Consider the following 21,052-nt stretch of genomic DNA (forward strand, 5'->3'; position numbering starts at 1 on the left):
GCAGGCCCCGTTGTCGTTTACCGCCTATGGACCGGATATGCTTTCCAAAAACATTAATCATTGATATGATTAATGTAATTGGGCCGGCATTCAGCCTGCCCGCATTGGACGAAGGCCAAGACCAAGGGAGATAGCATGGCAGAGGCATACATTTACGATCACGTTCGCACCCCGCGCGGGCGTGGCAGGGCGAACGGCGCACTGCACCAGATACCGCCCATCGAACTCGCGGCGCAGGTGTTGGGCGCGCTGCGCGACCGGAGCGACCTCGACAGCGCTCTCGTCGACGACGTCGTGCTGGGCGTCGTCACGCCGGTGGGCGAGCAGGGATGCGATATCGCCCGTCCGGCCGCGCTGATCGCGGGTTATTCGGAATCGGTGCCGGGCATGCAGCTGGATCGCTTCTGTTCGTCGGGGCTGGATGCCGTCAACATGGCAGCCGCGCAGGTGATGTCCGGCCAATCGCAACTGGTGGTCGGCGGCGGCGTCGAATCGATGTCGCGCGTGCCGATGGGATCGCAGGGCGGGGCCTGGGCGCGCGACCCATCGGTGATCTACCGGACGTATTTTGCGCCTCAGGGCATCGGTGCAGACCTGATCGCGACCCGTTCGGGATTCACGCGCAACGATATCGACGGTTATGCGGTGGCGAGCCAGCGGCGCGCCGCGCATGCCTGGGACCAGGGCTATTTCGACCGGTCCGTGATTCCGGTGACGGACGATCTGGGCTTCCCCGTGCTGCGGCGCGACGAGCACATGCGTCCGGGTACCACGCTCGACGATCTCGCCAAGCTGGAGCCGGCCTTCGCGCTGATGGGGGAAAAAGGAGGCTACGACGCCATCGCCCTGCAGCGCTATCCTGACCTGCTCGAGATCAAGCACGTGCACACCGGCGGCAATTCGAGCGGCATCGTGGACGGCGCCGCCGGCGTGCTGGTCGGCAGTCGCGCCATCGGCGAGCAGCTGGGCCTGAAACCGCGCGGCCGGATCGTCGCGTTCGCGTCGGTCGGTTCGGAGCCGACCATCATGCTGACCGGTCCCGCCGAGGCGACCCGCAAGGCGCTGCGCAATGCCGGACTGACCCTGGCCGACATCGACCTGTTCGAACTGAACGAAGCCTTCGCGTCGATGGTGCTGGAATACATGCGCGTGCTCGAGATCCCGCACGAGCGCATCAACGTCAACGGTGGCGCCATCGCCATGGGACATCCGCTGGGCGCGACCGGCGCGATGCTGGCCGGCACCCTGCTGGACGAACTGGAACGCAGCGGCAAGCGCTACGGCGTCGTGTCCCTGTGCGTCGGCATCGGCATGGCCACCGCCACCGTCATCGAGCGCCTGTGAGCGCGCCCCACTACTTTTGAGCGACGAACAATCCATGTACACAACTCTCAATCTCGAAGTCGGCGCCGATGGCGTGGCGGTCGTGACCATCGACGTGCCCGGCAGCACGGCGAACGTGATGACGCCGGCATTCCGCGCCGACCTGGCGGCGGTGATCGACCGGGTCGGCAGCGACGCCGGCGTGGTCGGTGCCGTCATCACGTCCGCCAAGGCCGACTTCATGGCCGGCGGTGACCTGAAAGCCATGGTCGAGCAATTTTCGGCCCCGCTTACCAAGGACGAGGCATTCCGTATCGCCACGCTGATGAGTCCGCTGCTGCGCAAGCTGGAAACCAGCGGCAAGCCGTTCGTCGCGGCCATCAACGGCCCCGCGATGGGCGGCGGACTCGAGCTGGCGCTGGCCTGCCATGCGCGCGTGGCGCTGGACTCGCCCCAGGTGCGCCTGGCGCTGCCCGAGGTGACGCTGGGGCTGATCCCCGGTGCCGGCGGTTCGCAGCGTCTGCCGCGCCTGATCGGGGTGCAGAAGGCATTGCCCCTCCTGCTCAAGGGGACGGTCCTCGGCGTCCGCCAGGCCGAGGAGCTGGGCCTGGTCGACAACGTCGCCGGCGCCGACCTGGTCAAGGTTGCGCGTTCCATGGTCGCGGCCGCCAATCCCGTTCAGCCCTGGGACCGCAAGGGTTATCAGGTGCCCGGCGGCGCGGGATTCTTCGACGTCGACCTGGGCGCGGCGTACAACCTGACGGCGACGTCGATCGCCAAGGACACGGCACGCAACTATCCTGCGCCGATCGCCCTGCTGACGGTCGTGGCGCGCGGCGTGATGCTGCCGATGGACGCGGCGCTGCACCTGGAATCCTGCCACTTCGCCAAGCTCGTGCTGGACCCGGTCGCCCGCAACATGGTGCGCACGAGCTTCGTCAGCAAGGGCGAGCTCGACAAGTTGGCGCGCCGGCCCAGGGATATCCCTCCGGGCAAGCTGTCGCAGGTCGGCGTGATCGGCGCCGGCCTGATGGGTGGCGGCGTCGCGCAAGTGTGTGCCGCCGCCGGCCTGGAGGTCAGGCTGGTCGATGCGACACTGGAGCAGGCCGCGGCCGGCAAGCAGCGCCTGGCCGACGTCTATGCCAAGCTGGTGCAGCGCGGCCGCATGGCGCAAGACAAGGTGGACGGGATCCTGGCACGCATCGTCCCGACCGCCGACTATGCGCAACTGTCCGGCTGCGGCCTGGTGGTCGAAGCGGTGTTCGAGAACCGCGAGGTCAAGAGCCAGGTGTTCCGCAAGCTCCAGGAGGTGCTGGCGCCGGACGCGATCATCGCGAGCAACACGTCGTCGCTGCCGATCACCGGCCTGGCCGAAGGCGTGTCGCATCCCGAGCGCTTCATCGGCCTGCACTTCTTCTCGCCGGTGGACCGCATGCCGCTGGTCGAAGTGGTGACCGGCGCGCTGACCGCGGAGCGGACGCTGGCGCATGCATTGGACTTCATCAAGCTGCTGCGCAAGACGCCGATCGTGGTCAAGGATTCGCGCGGCTTCTTCACCACGCGCGTCATCAGCGCCTACCTGACCGAAAGCATGGGCATGCTGGCCGAGGGTGTGAAACCCGCGCTGATCGACAACGCGGCCAAGCTGGCCGGCATGCCGATCGGCCCGCTGTCGCTGGTGGATGAACTGACCATCGAACTGGGCTACAACGCGATGAACCAGGAAAAAGCCGACCTGGGCGAAGCGTGGCGCGCGCCGCCGGGCTATCCGGTGCAACACAAATTCGTGGCCGAACTGGATCGCAAGGGCCGCCGCTACGGCAAGGGATTCTACGACTACATCGATGGCAGGAAGACCTTGTGGCCGGGCCTGGACGCGGTCTATCCGCCCGCGCCGGAACAACCCGCCGTCGACGAGCTGAAGCGGCGCATGCTGTATATCCAGTCGCTCGAGGCCGCCCGCTGCTTCGAAGAGGGCGTCATCGCCGATCCGGCCGAGGGCGATGTCGGCTCCGTATTGGGAATTGCGTTCCCGGCCTACACCGGCGGCGTATTTTCCCTGATCGACACGGTCGGCATCCGCACCTTCGTCGAGCAATGCGAGCAGCTGGCCGACCGCTACGGCGAGCGGTATCGCCCCAGCGCCTGGCTGAAGGCACGGGCCGCCCGCGGCGAACCATTCTATCCGGCCGCGTCGGCCGCCTGAGCCCGGAATCACCATGAACTTCGAATTTTCGGACGAGCAGGAAGAATTGCGGCGCCAGGCGCGCCGCCTGCTGGCGGACGGCCTGGCGAAGGCGCGCGGCGCGCTGGACCACGGCGCCAGCCATGACGCGGCATTGTGGCGGCAGATCGTGGACATGGGCTGGCCCGCCGCGGCGATCCCGGAACAGCAGGGCGGATTGGGGCTGGGTCCCCTCGAGTTGTGCGTGCTGGCCGAGGAAACGGGCCGCACGCTGGCGCCGGTTCCGTTCGCGACCTCGGTGCTGCACGCGACCGAGGCGCTCAAGCTGTGTCCAGCGGACCCGCTCGCGGGTGCGACGCTGGGACGCCTGGCGGAGGGTGGCGCCATCGCCACGGTGGCGTTCGCGGAAGAGGGAGGCGGCCGCTGGGATGCGATCCCGGCGGCGCGGGTCGAGGCCGGACGGCTCACGGGCGTCAAGACGGCGGTGGCCGAGGGCAGTTACGCCGGGTTCGCCGTGGTGTCTGCGCGCGCAGCGGACGACGAGGACGGTTACGGGTGGTGGCTGGTCGATCTCGATGCGCCTGGCGTCACGCGCACCGGTGTCGAGGCGATCGACTGCGTGCGCCGGCATGCCACGCTCGCGTTCGACAGGGTACCTGCCGCGCGGCTCGGGGGCGCGGGCGAGGGTGCAGGGCTCGTACGCGACCTGCTCGACCGCGCAGCCGTGTACGACGCGTTCGAGCAGCTGGGCGGTGCCGAGGCCGCGCTCGCGATGACCATCGACTACGTGAAGACGCGCCAGGCGTTCGGCCGTCCGGTCGCCGGTTACCAGGCGGTCAAGCACAAGCTGGCGGACCTGTACGTGAAGGTCCAGCTGGCGCGCAGCCATGCGTACTACGGCGCCTGGGCCTTGCTGAACGACGTGCCCGAGCTGCCGGTGTGCGCGGCCGGCGCGCGGCTGGCGGCGACCGATGCGTTCACGGCGGCCGCCGAGGAATCGGTCCAGCTGCACGGCGGCATCGGCTTTACCTGGGAAAGCGACTGCCAGCTGTATTACCGGCGCGCGCGCCTGCTGGCGGCCGCGCTGGGAAGCAGGGCGGTGTGGTCGAGGCGCCTGGCCCATGCGCTCGTCGCCCACGGCGTCGGCGTGGCGTAGCCACCGCCCCAACAAGCAACATACCGGAGTCACAGATGGATTTCAAAGACAGTCCCGAAGAAGCATCGTATCGCGAACGCGTGCGCCACTGGCTGGCCGAGAACGCCCCGCCATTCGAGGTACCGCCCGGCACGCCGGCGGACGAGGAAGCCTATATGCACAAGGCGCGCGGCTGGCAGGCCCGCAAGGCGGACGCGGGTTACGTGGGCATCCACTGGCCCGAGGCCGTCGGAGGCCAGGGCGGTACCCCGATCCAGCACGTGCTGTTCCACCAGGAAGAGGAACGGTTCTCGCTGCCGACCATCCCCTACCACGTCGGCATGGGCATGTGCCTGCCGACGATCTTTACGCACGGCACGCCCGCGATGATGGAACGTTTCGTCAAGCCCGGCATGCGCGGCGAGGAGCTGTGGTGCCAGCTGTTTTCCGAGCCGGCGGCCGGCTCCGACCTGGCCGGGGTGCGCACGCGCGCCGTACGCGACGGCGACGACTGGGTCGTCAACGGCCAGAAGGTGTGGACGTCGTACGCGCACCAGTCGCAATTCGGCATCCTGCTGGCGCGCACCGATCCCGAGGTCCCCAAGCACAAGGGACTGACGATGTTTTATATCGACATGCGCGCGCCGGGCGTGGAGGTGCGTCCGATCCGCACCATGCTGGGCGATGCCGAGTTCAACGAGGTGTTCCTGTCCGACGTGCGTATCCCCGACAGCCAGCGCCTGGGCAAGGTCGGCGACGGTTGGAAGGTGTCGCTGACGACGCTGATGTTCGAACGCTTCGCGGTCGGCGGCAAGCCGGCGCAGGCGCCGGGCGTCGGCGATCTGCTCGAGCTGGCGCGTGCGCGCGCCGGCACGGCGGACGTGCTGGACACACCCGGACTGGAGGAAGCGCTCGCCCGCTTCTACGTGACGGACCAGGGGGTCGCGCTCACGCGCATGCGCGCCATGACCGCCGTCTCGCGCGGCGACGTGCCAGGGCCGGAAGCGTCGATCGGCAAGCTCGTGATGGCCAAGACCCTGCAGGACATGAGTGCGTTCGCGCTGGAGATGATGGGCGCCGACGCGATCGACAACCGCCCCGCCAGCGCCGCCAGCCGATACAACTACTGGTACATGTGGTCGTCCGGCCTGCGCATCGCGGGAGGCACCGACGAGATCCTGCGCAACGTGATCGCCGAGCGCGTCCTCGGCCTGCCGGCCGACATCCGCGTCGACCGCGACATCCCGTTCAACAAGATCGGCAGCGCATAACGCCAGGCGGGGGCGCAAAAAACCGGGCCGGCGATACGAATCGCCGGCCCGGTTTTTTTGTCCGTACATGACGGGACCGGAGCATGGCCGGCCGGACGTCCACTGTATCACTTGCCCGCGAAGACAGGATCGCGCTTGCCGGCGAACGCGGCACAGCCTTCGGCGAAATCGGCCGAGCCGATCAGCAGTGCCTGCGTATCGGCTTCCCAGTCCAGCAACGTATCCAGGCTCTGGGGACCGCGCGCCAGGCATGCCTTGGTCGCGGCGATGGCGCCGGGCGCCGCGCCGGCGAGCCGCCGTGCACGCTGCAGCGCGTGGTCGAGCACGCCGCCATCCTCGGCCAGGAAATCGACGAGCCCGATGGCGTGCGCCTGGGCGCCGTCCAGCACTTCGGCGAACATCGCCAGGCGGCGCGCGCGGGCCAGGCCGATCCGCTGCGGCAGCGTCCACAGGGCTCCCCAGTCGGGCATCAGGCCGACCTTGCCATAGACAGCGCCGAACCGGCTGCGGCTGTCGGCCACCACGAAGTCGCACGCCGCGGCCAGCGACAGGCCCGCTCCGAATGCGGCGCCTTCCACCGCCGCGATCACGGGCAGACGGCCGCCGACGATGGCGCGCACCGTGCGATGTCCGGTGCGCATCGCCGCGCGCATGTCGAGCGCGACGTCGCTCAAGCCGTCGAGTTCGCCGCCGGCGCAGAAATGCGGGCCTCCGGTAATGACGATCGCGCGGCAACTTGCATCGTCCTCCAGTTCACGCAGGTGGCGTTCCAGCCCCTGGTACAACGCGGGCGAGAGTGCGTTGCGGCGCTGTGGCAGGTTCATGGTCAGGACCGCGACGGCGCCCTGGCGCTCGATCAATACGGCATCGTTCATGGATTTCTCCTTCTGTGAATGAGGGCGGCCGATGTCGCGCCGCAGATACCCTGGGCGCGCCTTGCGGCCGCCGGCGCCGTCAGGCGGCATGGCGCGACCCCAGCGTGCGCCCCAGGAAGCCGAGCACCGCGCCGTTGAACGCATCGTTCTTGTCGCCGGCGACCATGTGGCCGGCGCCTTCGACGTCGACGGTGTCCGCGTGCGGCATCAGGCCGTGCAGGTGGCGCGCGCCAGCTTCGCTCACGACTTCGCTGGCCTTGCCGCGCACGAGCAGGGTGGGAATACGGATGCGCGCGGCGGCGGCATCCATGCGGTCGTACACGGCACCGGTGCCGCGGTCGCTCCTGCCATTCTGGAACGCCGGATCCCAATGCCAGTACAAGCGGCCGTCGGCGCCGCGCCGCAGGTTCTTCATCAGTCCAGCGTTGCTGGCGGGGCGGGGGCGCGTGGGGTTGTAGGCCGTCACGGCGGCGGCCGCCTCATCGAGATTGGCAAATCCGTCCGGGTTACCGCGCATGAAATTGCGGATGCGCGCGATGCCTTGCTGCTCCATGCGCGGCACGACGTCGACCAGGACCAGCGCGCTGGCCACCGGGCCGTCCGCTTCCCCGACCGCGATCATCGACGTGGCGCCGCCCAGCGATGCGCCGACCAGGGCCGGCGCGCGCCGCAGCGTGCGCACGACGGCCAGAAGGTCGCCCACGAAGGCGTTCATCGAGTAATCGCCGTCGGGCGCCCATTGGCTGTCGCCGTGGCCGCGCAGGTCGAGCGTCAGCACGTGGTAGCCGGCGGCGAGCAGTTCGCGCGCCGCCTTGCCCCATGAATGACGGGTCTGGCCGCCGCCGTGCAACAGGATCACCGGCGGCGCCGACGGATCGCCGCCGACGTCGGCCGCTAGCCGCACGCCCTGGTATCCGGTGTAGAACGCCGGCTGCATGGTGGTGCTGATGCTCATGGCGCCGTCAAAAATAGGTCTGTCCGGCGGCCGCCATGGCGCGCATGCGCGCGGTCGGGCGATACAGCGGATCGGCTTCGCCCAGCGCGTCGCAGCGCTCGACGACGTGCCTCAGGCCGAGGAAGTCCGCATAGCGCAACGCGCCGCCGATGTGGCGCGGGAAGCCGAGGCCGAGGATCAGCGCCATGTCCACTTCCTGGGCCGATTCCGCCACCCCGTCTTCCAGGCACAGCGCTGCCTCGATCACCATCGGCAGCATGGTGCGCTCGACAATCTCCGCCGGCGTGAAGGCGCGGCGCCCGTGCGGCTGGATCCGGGACAGGATGTCATGCGTGTCCGCTGCCGGCGACTTGACCGGCTTGCCGCGCGGGTCGGGCTCGTAGCGATAGAATCCGATGCCGTTCTTCTGGCCGAAACGGCCCAGTCCGGCCATCAGGCTGACAGCGTTGTTGGCACCCGCATCCATGCGCCCCGGATGGGCCGCGGCGATAATCTCGACCACGTGCGACGCCGTGTCCATGCCGATCACGTCCTGCAGGTAGGCCGGGCCCATGGGCCAGCCGAAGGCTTCCATGGCAGCGTCGACCTGCTCGAAATCGGCGCCGTCGCGGACCAATCCCACGAAGCCCAGGATGTAGGCGGTGAGGATCCGGTTGACCAGGAAGCCGGCGCCGTCCTTGACGACGATCGGGGTCTTTCCCATGGCCGCCGCATACGCGACCGTGGTGGCGACGGCTTCCGGGCTGGTCCGCGGCCCGCGGATCACCTCGACGAGCGGCATCACCGGCACCGGGTTAAAGAAATGCATGCCGACGAAGTTCTGCGGGCGCCTCAGGTCCGCGCCAAGTTCGGCGATCGACAGGGACGACGTGTTCGACGCCAGGATCGCATCATTGCCGGTCAGGGCTTCCACTTCGGCGAGTACTTTCTTCTTCAGGCCCATGTTCTCGACCACGGCCTCGATCACGACGTCGACCGCGCCGAAGCCGCTATAGTCCAGGGTCGGACGGATCGCCGCGAGGACCGCGTCGGCCTTGTCCCGCCCAATGCGGCCGCCTTCAACCTGCCGGTTGAGCAGCTTGGCCGCCTCGCTCTTGCCGATATCGAGCTGCTTCTGCGCGATGTCCTTCATCAGCACCGGGGTGCCGCGCACCGCACTCTGGTAGGCGATGCCGCCGCCCATGATGCCGGCGCCCAGCACCGCCGCCTGCCTGACCGGTCGCGCGATCCGCGCGTATTCCTTGCCTTTCTTTTTCAGGAACTGGTCGTTCAGGAAGATGCCGACCAGCGAGGAGGCGGCCTGCGTTTTCGCGATGCGCGCGAAGGCGCGCGATTCCAGCGCCAGGGCCTGGTCGCGGCCCTCGGCCGCAGCGCGCTCGATCAGTTCAACCGCGGCCAGCGCGGCCGGGAGATGGCGGGCGTTGCGACCAGCTGTCTTCCTGGCCTGCGCGAGCGCGGCGGCGTCGGATTCGACGCCGCCCAGTCGGCGCCGGTGCCGCGCGCGCCAGTCTTCCTCGCCGGCGATCGCGGCGTGCAGCAGCGTCAGCGCCTGCTCGCGCGCCTGTTCGCGCGGATGCACCTGGTCGACGGCGCGCGCCTCCAGAGCGGCCTTGGCGGTCTTCGACGCACCCGAGACGATCCAGTCGAGCGCGGTCGCCATGCCGGCCACGCGCGGCAGGCGCACGGTGCCGCCATAGCCGGGGAAGATGCCAAGCGAGACCTCGGGCAGCCCGACCTGCGCGCTGTCCGCCATGACACGGTAGTCGGCGGCGAGCGCGAGTTCGAAGCCGCCGCCCAGCGCCAGCCCGTCGAGCACCGCCACGGTCGGGATGGGCAAGTCGTCGAGCCGGGTGAAGACCGTGGAGCAGCCGGCGTTGTAGGCGGCCAGGTCGTCCTCGGATTTCCCGAACATCTCGACGAACTCGAAGATGTCGGCGCCGACGATGAAGCTGTCCTTGGCGCTCGAGACCAGCAGTCCGTGCACCGAATTGTTGGCGGCAACGGCATCGAGCGCCGCATTCAGTTCTTGCAGCGTCAGGCGGTCGAGTTTGTTGACGGATGCGCCCTGGCGGTCGAAGCACAGTTCCGCGACGCCGGCCATGCCGTCGACGACGTCGACGGAGAGAGTGGTTCCTTTGTACATGTCATGCCTTTCCGTACAGTGTGACGACGCAGGCGCCGCCGATGCCGATGTTGTGTTGCAGTGCCAGGCGGGCCCCGTCGACCTGGCGCTTGCCGCTGCGTCCGCGCAGTTGCTCGACCAGTTCGGTGCACTGCGCCAGTCCGGTCGCGCCCAGCGGGTGGCCCTTCGACAGCAGGCCGCCGGACGGGTTGGTCACGACCTTCCCGCCATACGTGTTGTCGCCGTCCCAGATGAACTGCTCGGCGCCGCCTTCGGGCGCCAGCCCCAGGGCTTCGTAGCTGATCAGCTCATTGGCCGTGAAGCAGTCGTGCAGTTCCACCACGTCGAGGTCCTCCGGGCCGACGCCGGCCTGTTCGTACACGCTCCGGGCGGCATCGCGCGACATGTCGTAGCCGACCGCCTTGACCATCGAGTCGGCCCCGAAGGTGGACGGGTAATCGGTGACCATGGCCTGGCCAAGGATGACGACGTCGGTGGCGATGCCGTGGCGACGCGCGAAACGCTCGCTGACCAGGATGGCCGCCGCCGCGCCGCAGGTCGGCGGGCAGCATTGCAGCTTGGTCAGCACGCCGTAGATAGTCGGTGACGCCATGACCTCCTCGACCGTCACCAGGTCGCGGAAGATGGCGCGCTCGTTGTGCTGCGCATGCCGGCGCGCCTTCTCCGAGATCTTCGCGAACGTCTCGGGACGGGTGCCGAAGCGGGCACTGTATTCGACGCCCGCGCCGCCGAACAGGTGCGGCGCCGGATAGGCATCCAGCGCAGGCTGCAGGCGCTGGGACTGCAGGTTCCAGTCCTCCAGCGGATTCGGGCGGTCCGCGTAGATGGTCGGCAGGGCGCCCGGCGACATCTGTTCGAAGCCGACCGCCAGCGCGCAATCGATGATGCCGGCCTCGATCGCCTGGCGCGCCAGGAACAGCGCCGACGATCCGGTGGCGCAATTGTTGTTAAGGTTGAAGATGGGGACCCCGGTCATGCCGGCGCGGTACACCGCCTTCTGGCCCGAGGTGCTGTCGCCATACACATAGCCGGCGAAGACCTGCTGCACCGTATCGTAGCCGACGCCGGCGTCGGCCAGCGCCAACCGGATCGCCTCGGCGGCCATCGCGTCGTAGGTCGCGCTCCGGCCGGGTTTCACGAACGGGATCATTCCGACGCCTGCCACCACTGCTTTGCTGCTCATGTCTGCTCCTCTCGTCGTCATTCCATGTATCCGGCTGCGCGCTGCAGCCGCAGGCGTGCCTCGCGCACCATGCGCTCCAGCAGTTCGGCGCAGGTCGGGATGTCGTCGATCAGTCCGACCACCATGCCGGCCGTGATGATGCCGCCCTGCGGGTCGCCGGCGCGCAATGCCTCGACGCCGCGCTGTCCGTTGACAAGGTGGCGGATATCGCCGAATTCGCATCCGCCCGGGCGGCGTTCCAGCGCGACCACTTCGTCCGACACCGCGTTCTTCAGTACCCGGGCGGTATTCTTCATGGTGCGGAAGATGAGGTTGGTGTCGCGCTCGGTGGCCGCGAGCAGCGCCTGTTTGATGTTGTCGTGCAGCGGCGCTTCCACGGTGGCGCAGAAGCGCGTGCCCATGTTGATGCCCTCCGCGCCGAGCGCGAGCGCGCCGGCCAGGCCGGCACCGTCGCTGATGCCGCCGGACGCGATGACGGGGATCTTCAGGGCCTTGGCCGCGAGTGGAATGAGCACCATGCCGGGAATGTCCTCCTCGCCCGGATGGCCGGCGCATTCGAAGCCATCGATGCTGATCGCGTCCACGCCGAGCCGCTCCGCCGTCAGCGCATGGCGGACCGCCACGCATTTATGGATGATCGTGACCCCGGCCGCCTTCAGCTTGGGGAAGTATTCGCTGGCCTTGTTGCCGGCCGTTTCCACGATCGTGACCCCGCTGTCGATGATGGCATCGATGTATTCCTCGTACGGCGGCGGTTTGATGGTCGGAAAAATCGTCATGTTGACCCCGAACGGCTTGCTGGTCATGGCCCGGCAGCGTGCGATCTCCACGCGCAGCGCCTGGGGCGTGGGCTGCGTCAGTCCGGTGAGAATGCCCAGGCCGCCCGCATTCGAGACGGCCGCCGCCAGTTCGGCCAGTCCCACCCATTGCATCCCGCCCTGGATGATCGGATACTTGATGCCCAGCAGTTCGGTTACGCGCGTTTCCATGTTGCTTCCTTCCCTTTCATTGCATTTTTCGTTCATCGAGGCCGAGGCCGCGCCCGATGATCTCTTTCATGATTTCCGACGTACCTGCGTAGATGCGCGAAACGCGCGCATCCCGGAACATGCGGCTGATGCGGTACTCGTCCATGTAGCCGGCGCCGCCGTGGAGCTGCACGCATTCGTCGGTGACGCGTCCTTCGAGTTCCGACGTCAGCAGCTTGGCCGCCGCCGCCGTCTCGGCATCCAGTTCGCCGTCGTTATGGCGCATGACCAGCGTGTCGACCCAGGTCTGCAGGGCGTTCAGGCTGGCCCATAGTTCGGCCATCCTGAAGCGCGTGTGCTGCAAGGCGCCGATCGGCTTGCCGAAGGCGCGGCGCTCCTTGACGAATTCGAGCGTGAGGTCGAACGCCACCTGCGCATGCGCCATCGACTGGCAGGCCGACAGCAGGCGCTCCTCGGCCAGCCCCTGCGCCAGGTACGCGAAACCCTTGACCGGATCGCCGAGCTGGTTGGCCTTCGGGATCTTCACGTCATGGAAGAACAGTTCGGCCGTGTCCTGCGCATCCATGCCCATCTTGTGCAGGCGCCGTCCTCGCTCGAACCCGGGCATGCCGCGCTCCACCAGGAACAGCCCGATGCCGTATCTCGCGTCCGGGTCGGTACGCGCGGCGACGACGAACAGGTCGCCGTTGATGCCGTTCGAGATATAGGTCTTGGCGCCGTTCAGCAGCCAGTGGTCGCCCTTGTCGATGGCGCGCGAGCGCATGCCCGCGAGGTCGGAGCCCGCGCCCGGTTCCGTCATCGCCACCCCGAGGATGGTCTCGCCGCTGATGCAGCCGGGCAGGAAGCGCGCTTTTTGTTCGGCATTGCCGAAGCGTTCCAGGTAAGGGCCGACGATGCGCGAATGCAGGCTCAGATACAGCCCGATGTCGCCATGGCGGATCGCCTCCTCGTAGATGATCTGCTCGTAGCGGAAGTCCGCCACGCCGGCACCGCCGTACTGTTCATCCGCCCACATCAGCAGCAGGCCCTGGTCCCCGGCCTTGCGGAAGACCGCGCGGTCGCAGCAGCCCTGCGCGCGCCAGTCGTCGACATGCGGCGCCACTTCGCGCAGCATGAAGCGCCGTACGTTATCGCGGAACAGTTCGTGTTCGGATTCAAAGATATGCCTACGCATCTTGTGCTCCTCAGGCGGTGGCGCGGCGCGCGGCCGCGTTGGTGAAGGCCTTGAGCGCGGCCTGCGCGGCCGGGGCGGCAAGGAGCGTCGCGAAGGCGTGGCATTCGTCGTCCAGGACCGACTGCACGAGCCTGGCTTCCGCGCGCCGCATCAGCGCCTTGGTCTCGAGGACGGCGGCATGCGGCAGGGCCGCCAGCCGGGCCGCGGTCGCCGCCGCGCGTCCGAGCGCGCTGCCGTCGTCGACCACCTCGGTCACCAGGCTGGCGCGTTGCGCTTCCGCCGCGTCGAAGGGCTCGCCCAGCATCAGCCAGCGCACCGCCTGCTTGTAGCCCGCGGCGCGCGGGAGCAGCAGGCTGGAGGCGCCTTCGGGGCACAGTGCAAAATTAATGAAGGGCATCAGGAAGCGTGTCGACCGGCCCGCATACACGACATCGCAATGCAGGAGCAGGGTACTGCCCACGCCGATCGCACCGCCTTCGACGGCGGCCACGACAGGCTTTTCGCAACGCGACAGCGCGCCGAGGAAATGTGCGGGCACGAAATCCTCGCCGTCCTCGAAGCCGATGAAGTCGGCCAGGTCGTTCCCGCCGGTAAAATATTCACCGGCACCGCTGAGCAGGACAACGCGCACGGCCTCGGTACTGTTGGCCATGTTCAGCAGCCACGCGAGCTGCAGGTACATGTCGAACGTCAGGGCGTGGCGCCGTTCAGGGCGGTTCAGCGTGATATGCAGCACGCCGTCCTCGACACGGCTCAGGACGTGCTCGCTGTGCGGCAGGGCGCAGGGCGAGCTCATGCCGGGCTCCCCACCAGCCGCGCACCTTGCGCCGCCCGCGCTTCCAGCCATGCACCCGGCAGGTAGCGCGGCCCGCAGGCATCCGCCATGCGCCGGCAGTCGGCCACGAAGGCGCCGATACCCACGGTGTCGATGTACGACAGCGCGCCGCCGGTCCAGGCCGGATAGCCGACGCCCAGCACGGAGCCCAGGTCGCCGTCCTCGGCGTGCACCAGCACGCCTTCTTCCATGCAGCGCGCCGCCTCCAGCGCCTGGATGGCCAGGAAGCGCCGCTTCAGCGCCTCGGCGGAAGGCTGTTCGCGCGCCGGCGGGAAAGCGTCCCGCAACCCCGGCCACAGGCGTTTCTTGCCGCCCTCGGGATACTCGTAGAATCCGCCGCCGAAGCGGCGGCCCGGGCGCTTGATGTCCTCGACCATCGTCTTGCAGACCGCATAGCCCGGGGGCCGCGTATAGCGGGCGTCCAGGCCGTCGGCCTCGGCCTGCTGGATGACCTTCCAGCGCAGGTCGATCGTCGTTTCGTCGATGACGGCCAGCGGGCCGACCGGCATGCCGGCCATGCGCGCCGCGTTCTCGATGAGCGCCGGTTCGACCCCTTCCGCCAGCATCTGCATGCCCTCGTCGACGTAGGTGCAGTAGACCCGGGTGGTGTAGAAGGACGGGCCGTCGTTGACGACGATCGGCGTCTTGCGCAGCTGCCCGCACAGGTCGAGGGCGCGTGCGAGAGTCCGTTCGCTGGTTTGGGCGCCGAGAATGATCTCGACCAGCGGCATGCGTTCCACCGGCGAAAAGAAATGCATGCCGATGAAGTTGGCGGGACGGCGCGAGCATTCGGCGAGGCCGGTGATCATCAGCGTCGAGGTATTGCTGGCGAAGACCGCGTCGTCGCCCAGGAATGCCTCGGCCCGCGCCGTCACGTCCGCCTTGACCGCGCGGTTCTCGAACACGGCTTCCACCACCAGTTCGCAGCCCGCGAGGTCGGCATAGTCGGCGGTCGGACGGATCCTGGCGAGCAGGACGTCGGCCTTGTCGCGCGTGGTGCGGGCCCTGGCGACGTCGCGGTCGAGCAAGGATGCCGAATACTGCTTGCCTTTCTGCGCGCCCTCGGCGGTCGCGTCGAGCAGTACCACGTCGATGCCCGCGGCGGCGGCGGCGTACGCGATGCCGGCGCCCATCATGCCCGCGCCCAGCACGCCCAGGCGCGCGACCCGGGTCTTGTCGATCCCGGCCGGACGGCGCACGAGCCGGTCGGCCGCGCCCTTGTTGACGAACATCGTGCGCATCAGGTTGCGCGACACCGGGTCGGCGAACAGGCGCGCGAAGTACTTCGCTTCCACGCCCAGTGCCTTGTCGATCGGCAGCTGGGTGCCTTCGAACACGGCCGACAGGATGGCCAGCGGCGCGGGCAGGTTGCCGTAGCCGGCGCGGCGCGCGAGCGTGGTGCCGGCCTGGAATGATTTGTTGGCGAACGGTGCAAGGCAGCCGGCGCCACCGGGAACGCGGAAGCCCTTCACGTCCCATGGTTGCTGCGCATCGGGATGGGCCAGCACCCAATCGCGCGCCCGGTCCACCAGCCGGTCGGCCGGCGCCAACGCGTCGACGATCCCGAGTTCCAGCGCTGCGGAGCCGGACAACTGGGTGCCCTGCGTCAGCAGCGGCAGCGCCTTCTCGATCCCGATCAGGCGCGGCAGGCGCTGCGTGCCACCGCCTGCCGGCAACAGGCCAACCGACACTTCGGGCAGGCCGACCGCCGCTTTCGGATCGTCGCTCAGCACGCGGTAATGGCAGGCCAGCGCCAGTTCGAGGCCGCCCCCGAGCGCCAGGCCGTTGATCGCGGCGGCGAACGGTTTCCCGCCGGTTTCCATGCGGCGCATCAGGGCGTTCTCCGCCGCGAAACGCTGCGCCGCCTGCGCCAGCGTGATGCCGTCGTCGAATGCGCGCACCAGGTCTTTCAGGTCGGCGCCGGCGATGAACGTCGGCTTGGCGGAAGTAAGGACGGCGCCCTTGATCGCGGGCGTGGCGAGCACGCGTTCGACGGCGGCGGCCAGGTCGGCCGTCAGCGCCGGGGTGAAGACGTTCACCGGACGGTCGGGCAGGTCGATGCGGATCAGGGCCACGCCATCGGCATCGATGTCAAAGTGGAGAGTAGTCATGCTGGTCCTTGCTTGGTTTGTCGTGCGCTCAGACGCGCTCGATGATGGTCGTCGTCGCCATGCCCGCGGCCGCGCACAGCGTGACCAGGCCGGTCTGCAGGCCGCGCCGCTCCAGTTCGTCGAGCAGGATACCGAGCAGCATGGCACCGCTGGCACCCAGCGGATGGCCCATGGCGATCGCGCCGCCGTTCACGTTCACCCGGTCGTGCGGCAGGTCGAAGTGGCGCATGTAGCGCAGCACCACCGACGCGAACGCCTCGTTCACCTCGAACAGGTCGATGTCGCGAATGGTCATGCCGGCCCGCTGGAGGGCTTTCTCGGTGGCCGCGGCCGGGCCGGTCAGCATGATGGCGGGTTCGGACCCGATCGAGGCGTAGGCGCGGATGCGTGCGCGCGGGCGCATGCCGGCCCGTTCGCCGAACGCCCGGTTCGCCACGAGCACGGCGGCGGCGCCGTCGGCGATGCCGCTCGAGTTGCCGGCCGTGTGCACGTGGCGCACGGCCTCCACGCGCGGGTAGCGTTGCAGGATCACACCGTCGAAACCGCTTTGCTCGCCCATTGCCTCGAAGGCCGGCTTGAGCTTGGCGAGGTCGGCGCCGCTCACTTCGCGGATCGTCTCGTCGCGCGCCAGCAGCGGCGTGCCGATGATGTCGCGCACCGGAGCGAGCGAGGCGTCGAAATGGCCGGCCTGGCGGGCCGCGGCCGCGCGCCGCTGGCTCTCGACGGCGAAGGCGTCGAGGTCTTCGCGCGTATACCCGTCCTGCGTGGCGATCAGGTCGGCACCGATGCCTTGCGGGATGTACCAGGTGTTCCAGACCAGTTGCGGATCGGTGTAGACGGCGCCGCCGTCCGACGCGATCGGTACGCGCGACATCGACTCCACGCCGCTGCCGACGACGGCATCGGCCTGGCCTGCCGCGACCATGGCCGCGGCCAGGTTCACGGCTTCGAGGCCCGAGGCGCAATAGCGGTTCAGCTGGAAGCCGGGCACGGTTTCGGCATAGCCGGCGTTGATGGCGGCCACGCGGGCGACGTTGCCACCCTGTTCGCCGGCCGCCATCACGCAGCCCATCATGACGTCGTCCACTAGCGCGGTGTCGAGCGCGCTGCGGTCGCGCAGTGCCTGCAACACCTGCGTGGCCAGCTGGATCGCCGGTACTTCGTGCAGCGCACCGTCCGGGCGTCCCTTGCCGCGCGGCGTGCGCACGTGATCGTAGATAAAAGCTTCAGTCACAAGCCTGGCTCCTTATTGTGTCGTTGAATGCCCGTAAGGGCGTCTACCGACAAAATATATCATAAAGATCGCAATGATATATAGGTTTATTTGGCGGTGATCGGGGCTTCCAGGGATGCCATCCACTCGTCCATCATCGTGTTCAGGAGCTCCGGCCGTTGCTGGTGCGGCCAGTGGCCGGTGTCCAGGCAGACGACCCGGTCGGCCGGATGGCGGCGCAGGCCGTTTTCCCATTCGGCGCAGTCGCGCCGGCGCGCCATGTAAACGCTGAGGAAGGGGCAGCGGCGCCGAGCCAGCAGCAGTGCGCTGCCGGCCCGTGGCGCAATGGCGTCCGGGCCTTCGTACAGGCTGGCGAAACTCTGGATGAAAGGTTGGTGCGGCATGCCGAGGGCACGCCTGCGGTGCCAGATGCGCAGGTGCTGTGGTGTGCCGTCGTCGTCGGCCTGGGCGAAGGCGGAGGCCGCGAGGACCCGGCCGGGCGCGACCCGCAGCGCCCGCAGCAGCGCCGCCGACGTGAGCCGCTCCGCGTCGGATTCGCCGTACGCCGGATCCAGTCCGATCACGCCGCGTACCAGCCTGGGGTGTTCGGCCGCCAGGACGTTTACGATCACGCCGCCCAGGGAGTGGCCGATCGCCACCACCGGCCCGCAGGCGCGCTGTCGCACCAGCACCGCGAGATCTGCGGCGAACCCGGCCGGGGTGTAGCCGTATTCGGTGACCTGCGAGCGCCCGTGGCCGCGCAGGTCGACCGCGAGCACGCGGTGGCGCTGGCCGAAGTGCGCCAGCTGCCAGTTCCAGTCGTGCGAGTCACAGCCCCAGCCGTGCACCAGCAGCAGGGGCGGGCCCTTGCCCTCGTCAGTGTAGAAGAGTTCGGTGCCGTTCACGCATGCGTAGGCCATGACGTTCAGGCGGCGCCTGGCTTGGCGCGGATCTTGAACTTGCCCGACGCCTGCCCGATCAGCTTGCCATCGGCGCGGATGTCGCAGGTGGAAAACGCGACGGTGCTGCCCATCGTGACCACCGTCCCGGTGCCTTCGACCCATGCGCCGAGCGGCGCCACGCTCAGGAAATCGACGGTCAGGCTGATGGTCAATACTTCGCCACGCGGTTGCTGGCGCGAATACACGACAAAGCTCGTCACGATGTCGGCGAACGCGGCGGTCATGCCGCCGTGTGCCATCGGAAAGGCGTTACAGTGTCGGCGCTGTACCCGCCAGCCCAGGGTCGCCCGGCCGTCGGCCTCGCGCAGGAACAGCGGCCCGACCAGGTTCGCGAAGCCGACATGGGGCCGGACGAAAGGCTCGAACCCGGGCGGCGGATCGAGCGGCAGGTCGGTATCGGACGTCATCACCAGCCTGCCAGCGCGGCGGCGCGCGAACGGTGCAGGGCTGGCACGCCGAGCCACGCGTAGTCGAACATCGCGCGCTTGAGGTAGATCTGCACGTCGAATTCCCAGGTGTAGCCGATGCCGCCGTGCGCCTCCACCGTGCGGCGCGCGACGTGCAGGTAGCGGTCCGCCAGGTGGGCCTTGGCCTGGGCGGCGCTGCGGCTCGCCTGCTCAGGTAGCCGGTCCCATGCGTGCGCGGCATACCAGTACAGGCCGCGCGCGGGCTCGATATCGGTCGCCATGTCGGCCAGTTGGTGCTTGAGCGCCTGGAACTGGCCGATGACCACGCCGAACTGGCGCCGCAATTTGGCGTAGTCGACCGCCATCTCGACGCAACGGCTGGCTCCGCCGAACGCGTCCGCCGCCGCCAGCACCAGGGCGGCGTCGCATAGCCGCGCAGCGGCATCGGCCCCACCTTCCAGCAATTCGGCCGGGGTCCGGTCGAAGGCCAGGACTGCGCATGGACGGGTGCGGTCGATACCGTCCTGGGGCGTGATCGACAGGCCGTCGGCGCCGGCCCGCACGATGCCGAAGCGGCCGCCCTCCAGGCCGACGACGATCAGGTCGGCTTGCGCAGCGTGCGTCACGAAGGATTTATGCCCCGTGAGCGCGGAGGCGGCGGCGACGCGCCATTGCTCCGGTTGCCACGCCGCGCCGTCCTCGGCGAGGGCGACGGTGGCGGTGATGCTGCCGTCGGCCAGGCCCGGCAGCCAGCGTTGCTTCTGCGCTTCGCTGCCGGCCAGGCTGATCGCGAGCGCGGCGATGACATGGCCCAGGAAGGGAGTCGGTGCCGCGCGGCTGCCGAGGGTTTCCGCGACCAGCGCCAGGTCGACCAGTTCGAGGCCCATGCCGCCATATGCCTCCGGGAGGGCGAGCCCGGCGACACCGAGGTCGAGCAGGCCACGCCAGAGCCGCGGGTCGGCGCGACCGTCGGGTGCGTCGAACAGTTCGTGCAGGCGGGTGGATGGGCATTCCGCGTCGAGGTAGCGCGCGACGGCGGTCTGGATCTCGATTTGTTCGGGGGAGAGAAGGAAATTCATGCGTTCACCACGGCGGAATCGGCGTTGCTGGGATCGCGCGGCAGGCCGAGCCCGCGCTCGGCGATCAGGTTGCGCTGGATGTTCGAGGTGCCCCCGGCGATCGCGAGGCCCAGCGAGCCCATGAACTGGTTCACCCACTTCTCGTTGCCGGCGCCGCGCCCGCCCGCCAGCGGCGGCGCCAGCATCAGGCTCGAACCGATCAGGTCGCGGGCGATCGCCGCGACGTCGTCCGCGATCCGGGTGTTGACCAGCTTGTTCATCAGCGGGGCGATGCCCGCGTCCTGCCCGTGCGCCGCCATCGAGAATTGCCGGTAGCTCGAGTACTGGTGGGCGCTGACGTAGCCGTCCAGCACGCCCAAGCGTTCACGCACGAGGGGATCCTCGATCGCGGGCCGTCCGTTCAACATCGTGTGCCGGGCCAGTTCGACCAGCTTGCCGAACAGCGCGACGGACGTCGCGGCCGAGCCGATGAAACCGCTGCGCTCGTGCGACAGCGTGGTCTTCGAGACCGCCCAGCCCTCGCCCGGTGCCCCGACGATCCAGTCCTGCGGCGTGCGCACGTTGTCGAAGAACACTTCGCAGAATTCGGCGTCGCCGGTGATCTGCTTCAGTGGCCGGATCGTCACGCCCGGCTGCTTCAGGTCCAGCAGCAGGTAGCTCAGGCCGGCATGCTTGCGGGCGGTCCGGTCGGTCCGCACCAGGGCGAACATGTAGTGCGCCTTGTGCGCGAGCGAACTCCAGGTCTTCTGGCCGTTGATGACCCAGTGGCCGTCCACCAGTTCGGCGGAGGTGCGCACCGAGGCGAGGTCGCTGCCGGCGTCCGGTTCGCTGTAGCCCTGGGCCCAGCGGAACTCGCCGTTCAGCGTCCTGGCCACGAAGAAATCGCGTTGCCACTGGCTACCGCATTCGAGCAGCGTCGGCACGACCATCTGCACGCCGACGCCCGGGATTTCCATGGGCGCGCGCGCCTTGCCGAATTCCTCGCGGATGATGTGCGCCTTGAGGATGTCGGGCTGCTGTTCCGAGCCGCCGTACTGGCGCGGGATGCCCCGGTACAGGTAACCGTGTTCGACCGCCTTGCGGCGGAGGGCGGCTTCGCGCTCGCGCCGGTCCGGCGCGGCTGCCGCCGCGGCTGCATCCCAGTTGGCCTTCAGGAAGGCGGCGACGTCGCGCCGGAAGGCGTCCGATTCCGCGCTGTAGCTCAAGTCCATG

At 68.7% G+C, this 21,052-nt stretch carries 17 protein-coding genes; 4 read left to right on the top strand and 13 right to left on the bottom strand.

The annotated features are described in order from the left end of the window. The first annotated feature begins 135 nt into the window (after positions 1–135). From BVG12_RS01325 to BVG12_RS01340, 4 genes are read left to right on the top strand one after another with little or no spacing between them, the layout of a single operon-like run. A complete protein-coding gene (locus BVG12_RS01325) occupies positions 136–1,344 on the top strand; it encodes an acetyl-CoA C-acetyltransferase (protein ID WP_075790817.1) in 1,209 nt (402 codons plus the stop codon). A 34-nt stretch (positions 1,345–1,378) separates the two neighbouring features. After that, positions 1,379–3,529, top strand: a complete 2,151-nt coding sequence (locus BVG12_RS01330; RefSeq protein WP_075791002.1) for a 3-hydroxyacyl-CoA dehydrogenase NAD-binding domain-containing protein — start codon at positions 1,379–1,381, stop codon at positions 3,527–3,529. A 13-nt stretch (positions 3,530–3,542) separates the two neighbouring features. Continuing rightward, on the top strand, positions 3,543–4,664 hold the full coding sequence (locus tag BVG12_RS01335; RefSeq protein ID WP_075790818.1) for an acyl-CoA dehydrogenase family protein: 1,122 nt from the start codon (positions 3,543–3,545) through the stop codon (positions 4,662–4,664). A 35-nt stretch (positions 4,665–4,699) separates the two neighbouring features. Further along, positions 4,700–5,914, top strand: coding sequence for an acyl-CoA dehydrogenase family protein (locus BVG12_RS01340; protein WP_075790819.1), 1,215 nt, complete (start codon positions 4,700–4,702; stop codon positions 5,912–5,914). Positions 5,915–6,021: 107 nt separating this feature from the next. Here BVG12_RS01340 and BVG12_RS01345 read toward each other — a convergent pair whose 3' ends face one another. The 13 genes from BVG12_RS01345 to BVG12_RS01405 form a co-directional block, all read right to left on the bottom strand. Then, positions 6,022–6,789, bottom strand: a complete 768-nt coding sequence (locus BVG12_RS01345) for an enoyl-CoA hydratase/isomerase family protein (RefSeq protein WP_075790820.1) — start codon at positions 6,787–6,789, stop codon at positions 6,022–6,024. A gap of 79 nt (positions 6,790–6,868) precedes the next feature. After that, entirely contained in the window at positions 6,869–7,744 is an 876-nt protein-coding gene (locus BVG12_RS01350) for an alpha/beta fold hydrolase (protein WP_075790821.1), read from the bottom strand. Positions 7,745–7,751: 7 nt separating this feature from the next. Beyond that, on the bottom strand, positions 7,752–9,887 hold the full coding sequence (gene fadB, locus BVG12_RS01355) for a fatty acid oxidation complex subunit alpha FadB (RefSeq protein ID WP_075790822.1): 2,136 nt from the start codon (positions 9,885–9,887) through the stop codon (positions 7,752–7,754). A gap of 1 nt (position 9,888) precedes the next feature. Next, positions 9,889–11,070, bottom strand: a complete 1,182-nt coding sequence (locus BVG12_RS01360) for a lipid-transfer protein (RefSeq protein WP_075790823.1) — start codon at positions 11,068–11,070, stop codon at positions 9,889–9,891. A 17-nt stretch (positions 11,071–11,087) separates the two neighbouring features. Continuing rightward, positions 11,088–12,059, bottom strand: coding sequence for an NAD(P)H-dependent flavin oxidoreductase (locus BVG12_RS01365; RefSeq protein ID WP_075790824.1), 972 nt, complete (start codon positions 12,057–12,059; stop codon positions 11,088–11,090). Between the two features lie 16 nt (positions 12,060–12,075). Beyond that, complete coding sequence (locus tag BVG12_RS01370; RefSeq protein ID WP_075790825.1) at positions 12,076–13,233, bottom strand: acyl-CoA dehydrogenase family protein; 1,158 nt, start codon at positions 13,231–13,233, stop codon at positions 12,076–12,078. Between the two features lie 10 nt (positions 13,234–13,243). Then, complete coding sequence (locus BVG12_RS01375) at positions 13,244–14,029, bottom strand: enoyl-CoA hydratase-related protein (protein WP_075790826.1); 786 nt, start codon at positions 14,027–14,029, stop codon at positions 13,244–13,246. Further along, entirely contained in the window at positions 14,026–16,179 is a 2,154-nt protein-coding gene (locus BVG12_RS01380) for a 3-hydroxyacyl-CoA dehydrogenase NAD-binding domain-containing protein (RefSeq protein ID WP_075790827.1), read from the bottom strand. Before BVG12_RS01380 ends, BVG12_RS01375 begins: the two co-directional genes overlap by 4 nt. Before the next feature lie 28 nt (positions 16,180–16,207). Beyond that, a complete protein-coding gene (locus BVG12_RS01385; protein ID WP_075790828.1) occupies positions 16,208–17,413 on the bottom strand; it encodes an acetyl-CoA C-acetyltransferase in 1,206 nt (401 codons plus the stop codon). Between the two features lie 86 nt (positions 17,414–17,499). Beyond that, complete coding sequence (locus BVG12_RS01390) at positions 17,500–18,297, bottom strand: alpha/beta fold hydrolase (RefSeq protein ID WP_169926772.1); 798 nt, start codon at positions 18,295–18,297, stop codon at positions 17,500–17,502. Between the two features lie 20 nt (positions 18,298–18,317). Beyond that, entirely contained in the window at positions 18,318–18,761 is a 444-nt protein-coding gene (locus BVG12_RS01395) for a PaaI family thioesterase (RefSeq protein WP_075790830.1), read from the bottom strand. Further along, positions 18,761–19,840 (bottom strand): acyl-CoA dehydrogenase family protein, encoded by a 1,080-nt coding sequence (locus BVG12_RS01400; protein WP_075790831.1) that lies wholly within the window; start codon positions 19,838–19,840, stop codon positions 18,761–18,763. Before BVG12_RS01400 ends, BVG12_RS01395 begins: the two co-directional genes overlap by 1 nt. After that, complete coding sequence (locus BVG12_RS01405; RefSeq protein ID WP_075790832.1) at positions 19,837–21,051, bottom strand: acyl-CoA dehydrogenase family protein; 1,215 nt, start codon at positions 21,049–21,051, stop codon at positions 19,837–19,839. Before BVG12_RS01405 ends, BVG12_RS01400 begins: the two co-directional genes overlap by 4 nt. Position 21,052: the final 1 nt, after the last annotated feature.

Origin of the sequence: Massilia putida (assembly GCF_001941825.1) — a bacterium.
GTDB lineage: Bacteria > Pseudomonadota > Gammaproteobacteria > Burkholderiales > Burkholderiaceae_D > Telluria > Telluria putida.